14 protein-coding genes and 1 other RNA gene are annotated in these 15,238 nt (G+C 60.7%); 5 read left to right on the top strand and 10 right to left on the bottom strand.

The genetic code is table 11. From position 1 onward, the window contains the following. Nucleotide 1 precedes the first annotated feature (1 nt). The 9 genes from mraY to rsmI all read right to left on the bottom strand — a co-directional run bounded on the left by mraY (nucleotide 2) and on the right by rsmI (nucleotide 9,052). A complete protein-coding gene (gene mraY / locus C4J93_RS04815; protein ID WP_124361357.1) occupies nucleotides 2–1,084 on the bottom strand; it encodes a phospho-N-acetylmuramoyl-pentapeptide-transferase in 1,083 nt (360 codons plus the stop codon). Continuing rightward, the gene (gene murF / locus C4J93_RS04810; RefSeq protein ID WP_124428714.1) at nucleotides 1,084–2,454 is read right to left on the bottom strand and encodes a UDP-N-acetylmuramoyl-tripeptide--D-alanyl-D-alanine ligase; all 1,371 of its coding nucleotides are present in this window, start codon (nucleotides 2,452–2,454) and stop codon (nucleotides 1,084–1,086) included. Before murF ends, mraY begins: the two co-directional genes overlap by 1 nt. Beyond that, nucleotides 2,447–3,910 (bottom strand): UDP-N-acetylmuramoyl-L-alanyl-D-glutamate--2,6-diaminopimelate ligase, encoded by a 1,464-nt coding sequence (locus tag C4J93_RS04805; protein ID WP_124365873.1) that lies wholly within the window; start codon nucleotides 3,908–3,910, stop codon nucleotides 2,447–2,449. The genes murF and C4J93_RS04805 overlap by 8 nt, the downstream gene beginning before the upstream one ends. Next, the gene (locus tag C4J93_RS04800; protein WP_164485282.1) at nucleotides 3,910–5,652 is read right to left on the bottom strand and encodes a penicillin-binding protein 2; all 1,743 of its coding nucleotides are present in this window, start codon (nucleotides 5,650–5,652) and stop codon (nucleotides 3,910–3,912) included. The genes C4J93_RS04805 and C4J93_RS04800 overlap by 1 nt, the downstream gene beginning before the upstream one ends. Continuing rightward, entirely contained in the window at nucleotides 5,652–5,945 is a 294-nt protein-coding gene (gene ftsL, locus C4J93_RS04795) for a cell division protein FtsL (RefSeq protein WP_124361353.1), read from the bottom strand. Before ftsL ends, C4J93_RS04800 begins: the two co-directional genes overlap by 1 nt. Beyond that, on the bottom strand, nucleotides 5,942–6,889 hold the full coding sequence (gene rsmH / locus C4J93_RS04790) for a 16S rRNA (cytosine(1402)-N(4))-methyltransferase RsmH (protein ID WP_164485230.1): 948 nt from the start codon (nucleotides 6,887–6,889) through the stop codon (nucleotides 5,942–5,944). The genes ftsL and rsmH overlap by 4 nt, the downstream gene beginning before the upstream one ends. Beyond that, nucleotides 6,886–7,341 carry a division/cell wall cluster transcriptional repressor MraZ gene (mraZ, locus tag C4J93_RS04785; protein ID WP_004371993.1) on the bottom strand — a complete coding sequence of 152 codons (456 nt, stop codon included), beginning with the start codon at nucleotides 7,339–7,341 and terminating at the stop codon, nucleotides 6,886–6,888. The genes rsmH and mraZ overlap by 4 nt, the downstream gene beginning before the upstream one ends. A gap of 356 nt (nucleotides 7,342–7,697) precedes the next feature. After that, nucleotides 7,698–8,050: RNase P RNA component class A (rnpB, locus tag C4J93_RS04780), an RNA gene on the bottom strand. Between the two features lie 96 nt (nucleotides 8,051–8,146). Beyond that, a complete protein-coding gene (gene rsmI / locus C4J93_RS04775) occupies nucleotides 8,147–9,052 on the bottom strand; it encodes a 16S rRNA (cytidine(1402)-2'-O)-methyltransferase (protein WP_164485229.1) in 906 nt (301 codons plus the stop codon). A gap of 176 nt (nucleotides 9,053–9,228) precedes the next feature. Between rsmI and C4J93_RS04770 the strand changes: the two genes are divergently transcribed. The 4 genes from C4J93_RS04770 (at nucleotide 9,229) to C4J93_RS04755 (ending at nucleotide 12,675) form a co-directional block, all read left to right on the top strand. After that, on the top strand, nucleotides 9,229–11,040 hold the full coding sequence (locus C4J93_RS04770; protein ID WP_124428713.1) for a penicillin-binding protein activator: 1,812 nt from the start codon (nucleotides 9,229–9,231) through the stop codon (nucleotides 11,038–11,040). Then, the gene (locus C4J93_RS04765; protein ID WP_124428712.1) at nucleotides 11,040–11,411 is read left to right on the top strand and encodes a YraN family protein; all 372 of its coding nucleotides are present in this window, start codon (nucleotides 11,040–11,042) and stop codon (nucleotides 11,409–11,411) included. The genes C4J93_RS04770 and C4J93_RS04765 overlap by 1 nt, the downstream gene beginning before the upstream one ends. Nucleotides 11,412–11,503: 92 nt before the next feature. After that, entirely contained in the window at nucleotides 11,504–12,097 is a 594-nt protein-coding gene (locus tag C4J93_RS04760; protein ID WP_007904374.1) for a phosphoheptose isomerase, read from the top strand. Beyond that, entirely contained in the window at nucleotides 12,094–12,675 is a 582-nt protein-coding gene (locus C4J93_RS04755) for a BON domain-containing protein (RefSeq protein ID WP_124361348.1), read from the top strand. Before C4J93_RS04760 ends, C4J93_RS04755 begins: the two co-directional genes overlap by 4 nt. A 68-nt stretch (nucleotides 12,676–12,743) precedes the next feature. On the opposite strand, the gene C4J93_RS04750 is transcribed toward C4J93_RS04755, so the two are convergent. After that, complete coding sequence (locus C4J93_RS04750; RefSeq protein ID WP_057724610.1) at nucleotides 12,744–13,517, bottom strand: OmpA family protein; 774 nt, start codon at nucleotides 13,515–13,517, stop codon at nucleotides 12,744–12,746. Nucleotides 13,518–13,990: 473 nt separating this feature from the next. On the opposite strand from C4J93_RS04750, the gene C4J93_RS04745 reads away from it, so the two are divergent. Then, a complete protein-coding gene (locus tag C4J93_RS04745) occupies nucleotides 13,991–15,202 on the top strand; it encodes an MFS transporter (protein WP_124428711.1) in 1,212 nt (403 codons plus the stop codon). The last annotated feature ends 36 nt before the right edge of the window (nucleotides 15,203–15,238 follow it).

The raw sequence follows: 15,238 nt of genomic DNA, 5'->3' as shown, positions 1-15,238 counted from the left end.
TCTACCTCAGTTTCAGGGTGGCAAGGCCGACCAGTACCAGAATCACGGTGATGATCCAGAAACGGACGATCACGCGTGGCTCGGGCCAGCCCTTGAGTTCAAAGTGGTGGTGGATCGGCGCCATTCGGAATACACGGCGCCCGGTCAATTTGAAGGAAGCCACCTGGATGACCACCGACAGGGTTTCCATCACGAACACACCGCCCATGATGAACAGCACGATTTCCTGGCGCACGATCACCGCGATGGTGCCCAGCGCCGCGCCCAGCGCCAGTGCGCCGACGTCGCCCATGAAGACTTGGGCCGGGTAGGTGTTGAACCACAGGAAGCCCAGGCCGGCGCCGATCAGCGCGCCGCAGAACACAATCAGCTCACCCGCACCCGGTACGTAGGGAATCAGCAGGTACTCGGCGAACTTCACGTTACCCGACAGGTAGCAGAAAATGCCGAGCGCGCCGCCGACCATCACCGTCGGCATGATCGCCAGGCCGTCGAGGCCATCAGTCAGGTTCACCGCATTGCTCGAGCCGACGATCACGAAATAGGTCAGCACCACGAAGCCGATGCCCAGTGGAATGCTGGCGTCCTTGAGCATCGGGATGATCAAAGTGGTTTCCACAGCGCTTGGTGCGGTGGTGTACAGGAAGATCGCCGCCGCCAGGCCGAATACCGACTGCCAGAAGTACTTCCAGCGGCTCGGCAGCCCCTTGGAATTCTTCTCGATCACTTTACGGTAGTCATCCACCCAGCCGATGGCGCCGAACAGCAGGGTCACCAGCAGCACCACCCACACGTAGCGGTTGTGCAGGTCAGCCCAGAGCACGGTGCTGACGCCGATGGACGACAGGATCAACGCGCCGCCCATGGTCGGGGTGCCGGACTTGGACAGATGCGACTGCGGGCCGTCATTGCGAACCGATTGACCAATTTGCAGGTTCTGCAGGGTGCGGATCATCCACGGCCCCAGAAACAGCGACAAACACAGCGCGGTCAGCACACCCAGGATCCCGCGCAGGGTCAGGTACTGAAAGACCGCGAAGCCTTTGTGGAACTGTTGCAGATACTCAGCCAGCAGCAGCAGCATTAATGTTTCTCCGTACTTGAGCCACACAAGGCTGCGACGACGTTTTCCATCACCGCGCTGCGCGATCCCTTGATCAAAATGGTTGTGTGTGTGTCGCGTTCAGCCGCAGCCAACGCCTGGATCAATTCGCCCTGGGTCGCAAAGTGCCGCGCACCGGGGCCGAAGGCGTTTACCGCGTGCGCCATGTTCGGGCCGACGGCGTAGAACGCGTCGACTTTATCGGCGGCATAGGCGCCGACTTCGCGGTGCCCTTGTTCAGCCCACTCGCCCAATTCGCCGATGTCGCCGAGTACCAGCACCTTGCGGCCATCAAAGCCTCTGAGCAGATCCACGGCGGCGTTCACGGACGACGGGTTGGCGTTGTAAGTGTCATCGATCACGCGCATGCCGTTGGTGGCCAATTGCGCGACGGTGCGTCCTTTGACCGGCTGCACTGCGCCCAAGCCTGTGGCGATGCCGAACAACGACACACCCAAGGCATGGGCGGCAGCGGCAGCGGCCAAGGCGTTAGCAACGTTATGGTTGCCCAGCAGGTTCAGTTGCACGTGTTCACTGCCTTGCGGCGTGTGCAAGGTGAAGGACGGGCAACCACGCGCATCGACGGTGATGTCGCTGGCATGAAAATCGGCTGCGGCGTTGTGCACCGCAAAGGTCAGCACCTTGCGACCGGCCGCGCGTACGCGCCAGGTCTCGAAAGCCTTGTCGTCAAGATTCAGTACAGCGGTGCCCGAAGCGTCGAGGCCTTCGAGAATTTCACCCTTGGCTTCGACGATCTTTTCCGGGCCACCGAATTCACCGACGTGGGCGGTACCGGCATTGTTGATAACCGCGACATGGGGCTTGGTCAGCGCCACGGTGTAGGCAATCTCACCGACGCGTGAAGCGCCCAGCTCGATGACTGCCGCCGTGTGTTCCGGGGCCAGTTCGAGCAGGGTCAGCGGTGCGCCGAAATCATTGTTCAGGTTGCCCCGGGTGGCGAGTACCGGCCCGCGCGTGCGCAGTACGCCGGCCAACAGTTCCTTGACGGTGGTCTTGCCACTGGAGCCGGTGATCGCGGCAATCGGCTTGTCGAACGCGGCACGGTTCAGCGCGCCCAATTGGCCCAAGGCCAAGCGGGTATCGGCGACCAGCAACTGTGGCAACGTCGCGTGCGCCACTTCACGTTGCACCAGGGCACCCACGGCGCCTTTGGCGGCGACGTCGTTCAGGTAGTCGTGACCGTCAAACCGCGGGCCTGTGAGTGCGATGAACAGCTGGCCGGGCTGGATGTTGCGACTGTCGATACTGACGCCGTCGAACGTGCAATCGCTCGACAGCACCCGGGCGGACAACGCCTGGGCCAGTTCGCTGAAGGTCATCGGCTTAAGCATGGGCGACCTCCCAGGCGGTCAGGGCGTGACCCGCTTCGACCAGATCGGAGAAGGCATGGCGCTCGCCATTGATTTCCTGGTAATCCTCATGCCCCTTGCCGGCCAGCACCACCACGTCATCCGCGCTGGCACTGGCGATCAATTGGGCAATGGCTGCGCCGCGACCCGCCACGAACGTGACGCTGGCAGTGTCTTTGAAGCCTTCGCGTATATCGTCGAAAATCCGGCTGGGGTCTTCGCTGCGCGGATTGTCGTCGGTCACCAGCACGCCGTCGGCCAGGCGCTCGACAATCTCGGCCATCAACGGGCGCTTGCCGCGATCACGGTCGCCGCCGCAGCCGAACAGGCACAACAGCTTGCCCTTGGCGTGCGGGCGCAGGGCCAGCAGGACTTTTTCCAGTGCATCAGGGGTGTGGGCATAATCGACCACCACCAACGGTTGCGTACCGCCACCCAGGCGCTGCATGCGGCCGGCCGGGCCTTCCAGTTTGGGCAGTACTTTCAGAATTTCGTCGAGGGCGTAATCCAGGCCGAGCAAGGCGCCGATGGCTGCCAATACGTTGCTCAGGTTGAAACGCCCGAGCAGCGTGCTGCGCAAATGGTGCTCGCCTTGTGGCGTTACCAGGGTGGCGCGCACGCCCTCGTCGCTGAACTGGGCTTCGCGGCAGTACAGGTACGCACGAGTGTCTTCCAGGCTATAGCTGATCAAGCGCGCTTCGCTGTCTTGAGCTGCCAGTTGGCGACCGAAGGCATCATCCAGGTTCACTACCCGGCACTTCAGGTGATTCCAGGCGAACAGCTTGGCCTTGGCCGCTGCATACGCGTCCATGGTGCCGTGGTAATCGAGGTGGTCGCGGGACAGGTTGGTCATCACCGCCACGTCAAACGCCAGGGCCGTGACACGGCCCTGGTCGAGACCATGGGACGACACTTCCATGGCAACCGCCTTGGCGCCGGCTTTTTTCAGGTCAGCCAGGGTCGCCTGCACGGCAATCGGATTCGGCGTGGTGTGCAGGCCGCTTTGCAGCGCACCATAGAAGCCGGTGCCCAGGGTACCGACGATGCCGCAGTGCTGACCCAGCAGGTCCAGGGCCTGGGCAACCAGTTGAGTCACGCTGGTCTTGCCGTTGGTGCCGGTCACGCCCACCAGGTTCAGGTGGCGGCTCGGTTCACCGTAGAAGCGCCCGGCAATGTCGGACAACTGCGCGGCCAAGCCCTTGACTGGAATCAACGGCACATCGGTGATCGGCAGCACAGTAGCGCCTTCCACTTCATAAGCAACAGCGGCAGCACCACGTTGCAGGGCGTCGGCAATATGCGCACGGCCATCGAACTTGCCACCGGGCACGGCCAGGAACAGGTCACCGGCGCGCACATTGCGGCTGTCCAGGCTCAACTCGCGAATCAGCAGATCGCGGCCGGCATGGGCAAAAATCTTGTTCAGGCTAAGAGACATCAGCCGCGCCCTCCATTGGCTTTTACAGCAGCGGCCGGGGGTGCGGCGTTCGCTTGCTGGGTTGGCGCAAGATTGTCCGGCGTGATGTTCATCAGGCGCAGGGTGCCGGACATCACTTTGCTGAACACCGGCGCCGAGACCAGGCCACCGAAGTAACCGGCCTTGCTCGGTTCATCGATCACTACGACGATGGCGTAGCGCGGGTCGCTCATCGGGCCGAAACCGGCGAACAATGAGCGGTAGGAGTTTTCCGCATAACCCTTGGTGCCCACCGAGGTTTTACGCGCGGTACCGGACTTGCCGGCCACGTGATAGGCCGGCACTTGGGCGCGGAATACGCCACGCGGCGCCTCGATCACTTGTTGCAGCATGCCTTGCATGGTCTTGGCGACTTTTTCCGGGATCACCTGGGTGGCTTTCGGCGCTTCGTCCACGTGAATCAGGCTCAGCGGAACCATTCGGCCATTATTCGCCAATACCGAGAAAGCATGGGCCAGTTGGATCGCGGTCACCGACAGGCCGTAGCCGTACGACAGCGTGGCGGTCTCGGCCTTTTTCCAGTCGCGGTAGTTCGGCAGGTTGCCGACGCGCTCACCTGGGAAATCGAGCCCGGTGGGCTGGCCCAGGCCGATCTTCTGCGCGAGGTGGTAGATGGTTTCGCCACCGATATCGAAGGCGACCTTACTCATCCCTACGTTACTGGAGTTGATCAGGATGCCTGTCAGATCCAGCACCGGGCCCTCGGTGCGCGACACGTCGCGGATGGTGTATTTGCCCAACTGCAAAGTGCCTGGATACACCTCGACCTTGTCGCTGGGCTTCCAGCGTCCGGTTTCCAGGGCGGCACTCATGGAGATGGCTTTCATGGTCGAACCCGGCTCGAACACGTCGATCATTGCGCGGTTGCGCATCATCGCCGGTTGCAGGTTGCGACGATTGTTCGGGTTGTAGGTCGGCTGGTTGACCATGGCGAGAATTTCGCCGGTCTTCACGTCCATGATCACCAGGCTGCCGGCTTTGGCGCCGTTCTCGATGATCGCGTTACGCAGTTCGCGGTTGGCCAGGTACTGCAGGCGCAAGTCGATCGACAACGCCAAGGGCTTACCGGCCTTGGCGTTCTTGGTGACCTGAACATCTTTGATCAGTCTGCCGCGCCGGTCCTTGATGACCTGGCGCTTGCCGGGAACGCCGGCCAGCCATTCGTCGTAGGCCAGCTCGACACCTTCGCGGCCATGGTCGTCGATATCGGTAAAGCCGACCATGTGCGCGGTGGTTTCACCGGCCGGGTAGAAACGACGAAATTCCTCGATGCCATAGACACCCGGAATTTTCAGGTCGAGCACTTGCTGGCCCTGCTCCGGGGTGAGCCCGCGAACCAGATAGATAAATTCTTTATTGGCCTGGGCTTCCAGGCGCTCGGTCAGCGCTTTGCGGTCTTGCCCCAAGGCAGCGGCGAGTTCGGGCCACTTGTCCTTGGCCACCTGCAGTTCCTTGGCGTTGGCCCACAAGGTGGTCACCGGGGTACTCACGGCCAGAGGCTCGCCGTTGCGGTCGGTAATCAGGCCGCGGTGCGCAGGAATCGGAATATGCCGCAGGCTACGGGCATCGCCCTGGCCGATCAGGAAGTCACGGTCGACGACCTGCAGGTCGAATATCCGCCAGACGATCGCACCCACCATCAATGCCAGCAAGCCGAGCATCAGGCGGAAGCGCCATGGATAGAGTGCGCCTTCAAGTTTCATCATGGCGCCACCATGCGTACGTCGGCCGCGCCCGGAATGTGCATTTTCAGTTGTTCGGTGGCCAGCACTTCGATACGGCTATGGGCCGTCCACGTACTCTGCTCCAGGATCAACCGGCCCCATTCCGCCTGCGCCTTGTCGCGCACGCTCAACTCCCCATAGAGGGTATTGAGCAATTGACGATTCCAGTGCGCGCTGTAGGACACCGCAATCGCGGACACCAGCACGCCGATAAACAGCAGCAACATAAAGAAGCTGCCGCCCGGCAGGGGTTTGGCGAAAAGCTTGCTCACCGCAACTTCTCCGCGACGCGCATGACGGCGCTGCGCGAACGTGGGTTGGCCTTGAGTTCGGCTTCGGAGGCGAACTGCGCTTTGCCATGGACTTTGATTTTCGGCACAAAGGCTTCGAAACGCACCGGCAGATTGCGCGGCAGGTTGTCGGACTCGCCCTTGACCAGACGCCGCATGAACAGTTTGACGATACGGTCTTCCAGGGAATGGAAACTGATCACCACCAGGCGACCGCCCACTTCTAACGCGTCCAGGGCGGCCTCGAGGCCAGCCTCCAGATCGCCCAATTCGTTGTTGACGTGAATGCGCAGGCCCTGGAACGCACGGGTCGCCGGGTTTTTGCCCTTCTCCCATGCGGGGTTGGCGACCTTCAGCACTTCGGCCAGGTCAGCGGTGCGTTCGAACGGCTGGATTTCGCGGCGCTCGACCACAGCGCGGGCCATGCGACCGGCGAAGCGTTCTTCGCCGTACTCCTTGAACACCCGGGCAATTTCTTCCACCGGCGCGGTGGCGATGAACTGCGCGGCGCTGACGCCACGGGTAGGGTCCATGCGCATGTCGAGGGGGCCATCGTTCATGAAGCTGAAGCCGCGCTCCGGGTCATCGAGCTGCGGCGAAGACACGCCCAGGTCGAGCAGAATCCCGGCCACCTTGCCCGCCATACCGCGCTCGGCGACTTCGGCGCCCAGCTCGGCAAAGCTGCGCTGCACAACGACAAAGCGGCCGTCTTCGGCCGCTAGCGCTTGCCCGGTGGCAATCGCTTGAGGGTCTTTGTCGAACCCGAGGAGTTTACCGTTGGGCCCGAGCTGGCTGAGTATCAACCGACTGTGCCCGCCCCTGCCGAAGGTGCCATCCAAATAGCAGCCATCCGCGCGTACGGCGAGAGCCTCAACGGCTTCGTCAAGCAGTACGGTGATGTGGTTAAAGCCGCTATCAATAGTCACAGGATCAAATCACGCAGTTCATCAGGCATGGCGCCCGGTTGTTGAATAGCAGCCAGGTCAGCTGCAGAAACAGCATCCCAGGCATCTTCGTCCCACAATTGGAACTTGTTCAGTTGGCCTACCAGCATTGCGCGCTTGTCGAGCCTGGCGTATTCGCGCAAACGCGGCGGCACCAGGAAACGACCGCTGCCATCGAGTTCAAGGTCGACGGCATTACCGATCAGCAAACGCTGCAGGCGGCGGTTTTCTTCACGCAATGAAGGCAGAGCGCGCAACTTGGTTTCGATCAACTCCCACTCATCGAGTGGGTACACACACAAACAAGGGTCAACCGCGTCAATCGTGATGATTAACTGCCCCGAACTTCGCGAAATGAGCTCGTCACGATACCGGCTCGGCATGGCGAGACGGCCTTTTGCATCGAGACTGATAGCATTAGCTCCGCGAAACACAGGTGCGTTTCTCCAAATTTTAGCGTTTTACGTTCAAAAAACCCACTTTGTGCCACTTTCCGCCACTTGCGCACACTATAGGAATGCGCCCACCACACCGTCAAGGCGCGGATACAAGGAAAAGCCTTACAGAACGGAGATTTACGAGCGTAACGGGAGGAGAAACCCGAGTTCAGCGTGGTTTTTGACTCAACAAGCACAAATAACTCAAAGCGCTATGGCTCAGAGTTAAAGTAATTTATTAAGAGTAAGATTTTTTTGGTATTACGAAGACGCATCTGCCAATGATTTGGCAGGGAGGGATTCTTGCGTTACTACCGGGTTTTCTGCCCGAGGTTCAGGCAGAAGGAAAAAAGGTGGAGAGTCGATCTGTAAGCCGGGTTCTGTCTTGAACAGTCATTCGTCTACGATGGCCATCACTGGACATCTTTAGCAACCTACCCGGTCCCAGCGCGGGCCACGCCTTGGGACCCTATTTGGTCTTGCTCCAAGTGGGGTTTACCTAGCCACGAACTGTTGCCAGTCGTGCGGTGCGCTCTTACCGCACCTTTTCACCCTTACCGGCACCGAAGTGCTTAGGCGGTTATTTTCTGTGGCACTTTCCGTAGGCTCACGCCTCCCAGGCATTACCTGGCACTTCGCCCTATGGAGCCCGGACTTTCCTCCCCCCCTAATTTTCATAGAAGGCAGCGACTGTCCAATCGACTCTCCGCCGCGCAGGTTAACGGCACGACGGCCTCAGGACAAGTATTAAAAGTGCAGCATTGCCATCACCTTCAGACGAAACACCGGCCCGGCCCCGGAACTATTCGGCTTTCTGTTTATCCAGCGCCGCCTGATACAACACATTCTTGCGCACCCCGGTAATTTCTGCGGCGAGGGCGGCAGCCCGCTTGAGCGGCATCTCCTTGAGCAGCAAATCGAGGATGCGCATGGCTTCGCTACCGACTGCATCTTCATCCTCTGGAGCCGTCCAGCCGGCCACCAGCACCACGCATTCTCCGCGCTGCTGATTGCTGTCGCCTTCGACAAACCCGCGCAGCTCTTCCAGCGGCAGGCCCTTGAGGGTTTCGAAGGTCTTGGTCAATTCGCGAGCCAGCAGCGCCAGGCGCGCGCCGCCGAACACCAGCTCCATGTCCTGCAGGCACTCCAGGATGCGGTGCGGGGCTTCGTAGAAAATCAAGGTGCGCGGCTCTTCCTTCAGCGCCTGCAAGCGCGCGCGACGCCCTACCGTCTTGGCGGGCAGGAAGCCTTCGAAGATAAAGCGGTCCGACGGCAAGCCGGCTGCAGATAATGCTGCAATCAGCGCGCACGCACCTGGAACAGGCACTACATTGATACCAGCGGCGCGCGCCTGGCGCACCAGATGGTAGCCCGGGTCGGAAATCAGCGGCGTGCCCGCATCGGAGATCAGCGCAACATCATCACCTGCCAGCAAACGGGTGATAAAACGGCTGCCCTCCTCGCGCTCGTTGTGTTCATGGCAGGCCGCCAGTGGCGTGGGGATTCCAAAATGCTGCATCAACCGTTGGGAGTGTCGCGTGTCTTCCGCCGCGATCAATTTAACCTCGCGCAACACTTTCAATGCCCGGGCACTGATGTCGTCCAGGTTGCCAATGGGCGTCGCCACGACAAAAAGCGAGCCTGCAGTGGAATTCAAAGGACCTGGAGCAGTCAAAACGCACACCTCGATGGTTGGCAAAAGCCACATTGTAGCGCGTCAACGCGCTGAAAATATGCCGTCACGGCGGATGTCGTTTCAGCCATTGTTAGTAAAACGCAACAATTGCACGACCTAAATCCACGGTTTCACGCCACGAACATCGCGCCTGGGCCAGTGCTTGGGTACACTTCCACGCTAATTTGATCGGTATCAGGAACACTTACATGATCGCTTGCCTGCGGCTGCTCTCCGCCCTCTGCCTCGCTGCCTTGCTGGCCGCTTGCGCCAGCTCGCCCTCGTCCAGCCTTGGCGACCTACCACGCACGCCCGACGCCAGTATCGAGCAACTGCTCGAACAGGCCACGGCTGCCAAGACGCCAGAAAAGGCCGCATTGCTGCGCCTGAGTGCGGCTGACCTGGCCTACCAGCAGAACAACCCTGGCCGTTCCTCGCAGATTCTTGCGCAGGTGCCCCTGGATGTCCTGAGGCCAGCCGCGCAAGTGTTTGCCAGCACCCTGGCCGCCGAGCTGGCGATGACCCGCAACCAGCCCAAGGCTGCATTGACGGCGCTGAACCACCCCAGCCTGCAAAGCCTGAAGGAGCTGCCGGTCGATCAACAAGTGCGCACCGGCACCGTGCATGCCCGCGCCTATGAAGCCGACGGCCAGACCCTGGCGGCAGCGCGGGAGCGTGTCGCCATGGCGCCGCTGCTCACCGGTGACGCCGCCAACAGCAACCACGAAGCGATCTGGGTGTTGATTGCCGCTCTGCCCGCCGAACAGTTGCAAGCCACTGGCAACCCGACGCTGGACGGCTGGATCACCCTGGCCCAGGCGGTCAAGGGCGCCGGCACGCTGGAGCAGCAACAAACCGCCATCGATACCTGGCGCGCACGCAACCCGGGCCATCCGGCGGCCGTGCAATTGCCAACGCCCTTGACCAAACTCAAGGAGCTGGCCAGCCAGCCCCTGACCAAGATCGCCCTGCTGCTGCCGCAGGAAGGCGCCCTGGCGTCGGTCGGCAAGGCATTGCGTGAAGGCTTCATGGCCGCTCACTACCAGGCCGAACAGGCCGGGCAGAAGCCGCCGGTGATTGAGTTCTACGACAGCTCGCGCCTGACCTCCATCGACGACTTCTACGCCAAGGCCCAGGCCGCCGGCGTGCAGCTGGTGGTTGGCCCGCTGGAAAAACCGCTGGTCAAACAGCTCAGTGCACGCCCGCAATTGCCGATCACCACCCTGGCGCTGAACTACAGCGAAGGCGATCAAGCCCCGGCGCAGTTGTTCCAGTTCGGCCTGGCCGCTGAAGACGAAGCCCGTGAAGTGTCGCGCCGCGCCCGTGCCGACGGCCTGCATCGCGCCGCCGCCATGGTGCCCCGTGGCGAATGGGGCGAGCGTGTCTACAAGGCCTTCCGCCAGGATTGGGAAGCCAACGGTGGCACCGTCATGGGCGTCGAATATGTCGACCAGCCTGTGGCCCTGGCCCAGCAGATCGCCGACCTCTTCCAACTGCGCAAAAGCGAAGGCCGCGCCAAGAGCCTGCAAGACACCGTCGGCACTGACGTTGCCGCCCAGCCTTCGCGTCGCCAGGACATCGAGTTCATCTTCCTGGCCGTCACCCCGCAACTGGCCCAGCAGATCAAGCCGACCCTGAACTTCCAGTACGCCGGTGATGTGCCCGTCTACGCGACGTCCCACGTCTTCAGCGCCAGTGGCGACCGCAACCAGTACCTGGACATGACCAACGTGATGTTCTGCGAAACCCCTTGGTTGCTCAACACCACCGACCCGTTGCGCAACCAGGTCGCCGCACAATGGCCGCAGGCCAATGGCAGCCTGGGTCGCCTGTATGCGATGGGCGTCGATGCCTATCGCCTGGCGCCACGCCTGGGCCAGCTCAAGGCGTTGCCGGACACCCGTGTCGACGGCCTCTCCGGTAACCTGGGCATCAGCGCCAACCAGCGCGTTGACCGCCAGATGCCGTGGGCGAAGTTCGTCGGCGGCGAGGTCCAGCGCCTGCCGGATACCCCGCGCTGATGCCCGAGCGGTCCAGCGCACAAAGCGGCAAGGATGCCGAACGCTACGCGCTGAACTATCTGCAACAACAGGGTCTGCGCCTTCTGGCGCAGAACTGGTTATGTAAACGCGGTGAGCTGGATCTGGTCATGCTTGACGGCGATACAGTAGTATTCGTCGAAGTCCGCTACAGAAAACACGCACAATGGGGTGGCGCGCTCGCCAGTATCGATGGGCGCAAGCGTCAAAAGCTGATACTCGCCGCGCAGTTTTTCCTGCACAAAGAGCATCGCTGGGCCGATAGCCCCTGCCGTTTCGATGTGGTTGCCATGGAAAGCACACCGTCGGGCCCAGCTGACCTGAATTGGCTCAAAGATGCCTTCGACAGCTGACTCACCCGGCACCTTCACCCCACACTTTTGCTCTTTGCTTTGCGGGCTGCACATTTCTGTGCCAAACAGCCGCGCTCATTAAGGTCACACAGATGGACATGCAATCCCGAATTCGCCAGCTTTTCCAGGCCAGCATCGACACCAAGCAACAGGCGATGGACGTACTTGCACCGCACATCGAGCAAGCCAGTCAGGTCATGGTCAACGCCTTGCTCAACGAAGGCAAAATGCTTTCGTGCGGTAACGGCGGCTCGGCCGGTGACGCCCAGCATTTCTCCTCCGAGCTGCTCAACCGCTTTGAGCGCGAGCGCCCGAGCCTGCCGGCGATTGCACTGACCACCGATTCGTCGACCATCACCTCGATCGCCAACGATTACAGCTACAACGAAATTTTTTCCAAACAGATCCGCGCCCTCGGCCAGCCGGGCGATGTGTTGCTGGCGATTTCCACCAGTGGCAACTCGGCGAACATCATTCAAGCGATCCAGGCCGCACATGATCGCGAAATGATTGTCGTAGCATTAACCGGGCGCGATGGCGGCGGCATGGCCTCGTTGCTGCTGCCTGAGGACGTGGAGATTCGCGTTCCGGCCAATGTCACTGCACGCATTCAAGAAGTCCACCTGCTGGCGATCCACTGCCTGTGCGATCTGATCGACAGCCAACTGTTCGGGAGTGAAGAATGACCGTTAATCGCCTCAGCCTTTTGGCCATCACGCTGTGCCTCGCCATCAGCGGCTGCAGCACGGCAATCACCGCTACACGGGACACCCCCATCCAGGACGACCGGGGCACGCGCACTTTCGGCAGCACCATCGATGACTCGCTGATCGAAACCAAGGTCAAGGTCAACGTCGCCAAAGCGGCCACGGACCTGGGCAACGGCGCATCACGCATCGTGGTCACCAGCTTCAACGGCGTCGTGCTGCTGGCCGGGCAAACCCCGCGCGCCGAACTCAAGGCCCAGGCTGAACAGGCCGCCTCGGCGGTGCAACGGGTCAAGAAGGTGCACAACGAACTGCAGGTCATGGACCCGATCACGCTGCTGGCCATCAGCAACGATGCCTTGCTGACCACCAAGATCAAGGCGCAGATGCTCACCGACAGCGCCGTTCCGGGCTCGCGCATCAAGATCGTCACCGACAACGGTATCGTCTACATGATGGGCCTGTTGACCCAGGCTGAAGCCACTCGCGCGGCCAACCTGGTACAGGGTGTGTCCGGTGTGCAGAAAATCGTCAAGGTGTTCGAATACATCGACTGATGTAACCGCAAGTCAAAAAAAAGGGCGCCGTGCAGTCAATGCACGGCGCCCTTTTTTGTGGCGGTTGTTTACTGGTATTGCGAGTACGGGTTGCCCTGGAACTGGTTGTTCTGTTGTGGCGCCTGTTGCTGGGCGCCCGGCTGGCCGTATTGCTGGCCTGGGATCGGGCCAAGGTTCACTTCTACGCGACGGTTTTGGGCACGGCCGTTGACGTCAGCGTTACTGGCGATCGGATTATCCGGGCCGGCGCCGCGTGCGCTCAGGTTGGCGGCACTGACGCCCTGAGAGGTCAGGTAGTTGGCCACGCTCTGTGCACGGCGCTGGGAAAGGTCCATATTCAACTGACGGCTGCCGGTGCTGTCGGTGTAGCCAACGATCTGGATGGTGTTCTGGTTGAACTGCTTGAGGGAATTGGCCAGGTTGTTCAGCGGCTGGTAGAAGCTGCTGGAGATGGCGTCGGAGTTGGTGGCGAAGGTGATATTGCCGGGCATGATCAGCTTGATCTGGTCACCCTGGCGCTGCACTTCAACTCCGGTATTGGCCATGCTTTCGCGCAGTTTTTTCTCTTGCTGGTCGGCGTAGTAGCCATAGCCGGCGGCGCCGGCCCCCGCAACGACTGCGCCGATCAGCGCGCCCTTGCCACGGTTGTTATGGTCGATGGCCGCACCGGCCAATGCCCCGGCCAGCGCGCCGAGGCCGCCGTACTTGGCGGTCTTGCTCATGCCGCTTTCGGAACCATTGCCGGCCTGTCCCTGGCTGCCGTCATAAGGGTTGGGTGAAGCGCAGCCGGACAACAGGGCTACGGCGGTGGCGACAACAAGCAGACGACGCGGAGTGAACATGAAGGAAGCTCCTACTTTTGCATTCTGTGATGCAGAGGACATGGGCAACGGACCTGTGCGGGGTTTGGAACATGGCAAGCGGTAAAAATTCCGTGAGCGCGGCCCTTGCAGGATAAAAAAGCCAGCCACTCTGGGCGCTACGTAGACCGTAGCAGACACCGGCTGAACACTAGCTGGGGTTTTGTTGCAACGCTTGTTAGACGCTACTGCCAGCCGGCAATCGCTTGGCACATAAACACCAGAACTGATCGAGCCCGCCGTATGTTTAAGAAGGGTTAATGTTCAGTCCATAAACTTTGAATCTATGACGTTTGTCGTTAATGGTCTGCTATAGATATCGAGCTTCAAAAAGACGTACGCAAATGTCGACGATCCGAAACGAAGATATCGATCGGGTGACCGCCGCACTAGAACGCGCCGCTGATTAATATCCCTCTGGCTATCAGACTGTCGATTCCACAAGGAAAGAACCCATGTCTTCACCATCGTCCGCGAGCCACGCAACTGGCAACGGGCTATTCGGCCTGTTTTGCCTGGGCAGCTATCTACTATCCCTGTCCTACGGCACTACGTTCTTATTGGCCATGAAGCTGCGGGACAGCGGCGGCAGTGAGTCCGACGCCGGTACGATTATCTCGGTTGCGATGCTCAGCACGTTCCTGGCAGTCATATTTTCAGGCCACTTGACCGATCTGATCGGTGCTCCCAGAGCCATCGCAGCGGGTGCTGTGCTGCTGGCAGCGGCTTGCCTGGGCTTCGCGACCGTGCCAGCTTTCGGCGTGGCACTGCTGGCCAGCGGCTTGATCCTGGGGTTTGGATGGGGCGTTTTCTACACCCTTGGGCCGATCATTGTGGCGATGATCATAGAGCCCGCCCGGCGCGTGAAGTATTTTGCGTTGCTGTCGGGCAGCATGATGAGTGGCATCGGCACGGGGCCGCTGGTCGGGCGAGCCGCCGAGGCGCTGGGCCATTCGGTGAAGTCCGCATTTATCGTCGCCGCCATTGCCAGCCTGGCTGGAGGGGCATTGTTTTTCCTGCTCGCCCCTAACATCAAGCAGCAGCAAGCACGTCTTGGGCCGGTGACAGTGTGCAGGATCAGCGCCCGGGCAGCACAGGCGGTGCTTGGTTCCAAGGCGGTATTTGCCATCATCATGGTCGGCCTCGGCGGCGCAATCTTCGGCGGGCTTTCGAGCTTCCAAACCTCCTATGCCGCGCTTAACCATCTCGATTATTCCCTGTTTTTCCTGGGTTTCATGAGCGCGGCGATCTCCTGTCGCCTGCTGGTCGCGGGGTATATCGTCAAGCGCGATCCCTACCTGATGTCGAGCCTGTTAAGTGCGCTGATGGTGATTTCGGTATTGATGTTCACCTTCTTCGTACACTCTTCGGCGGCGTATTTGCTGGCCGCCATTGTGCTCGGGGTAGGTTACGGGCTGACTTACTCTGTAATAAACGGGCTGGCAGCCAATGAAGCCCCCGCGGGCCAGACCGCGCAATCATTGGTTTTATTCAGTCTTTCCTACTTTGTCGGCGTGTTCGGCTTTCCATTATTGGCCGGTAAAATAATCGTCAACCATGGCATGTCGACGTTGCTCTCTATCATCCTGGTTGTCGCCTTGTGCAACTGGTCGATCACGTTGGCGCGTCTGATATGGCGACGCACAATGCTTGGCGCAACAGCGTAACCGTCAATGCCTTACAGAAAGGAGAGGATGCCGAGT

It is taken from the genome of Pseudomonas sp. R2-37-08W (genome assembly GCF_003851705.1).
GTDB lineage: Bacteria > Pseudomonadota > Gammaproteobacteria > Pseudomonadales > Pseudomonadaceae > Aquipseudomonas.
This window is presented reverse-complemented; position numbering and strand designations above follow the sequence as displayed.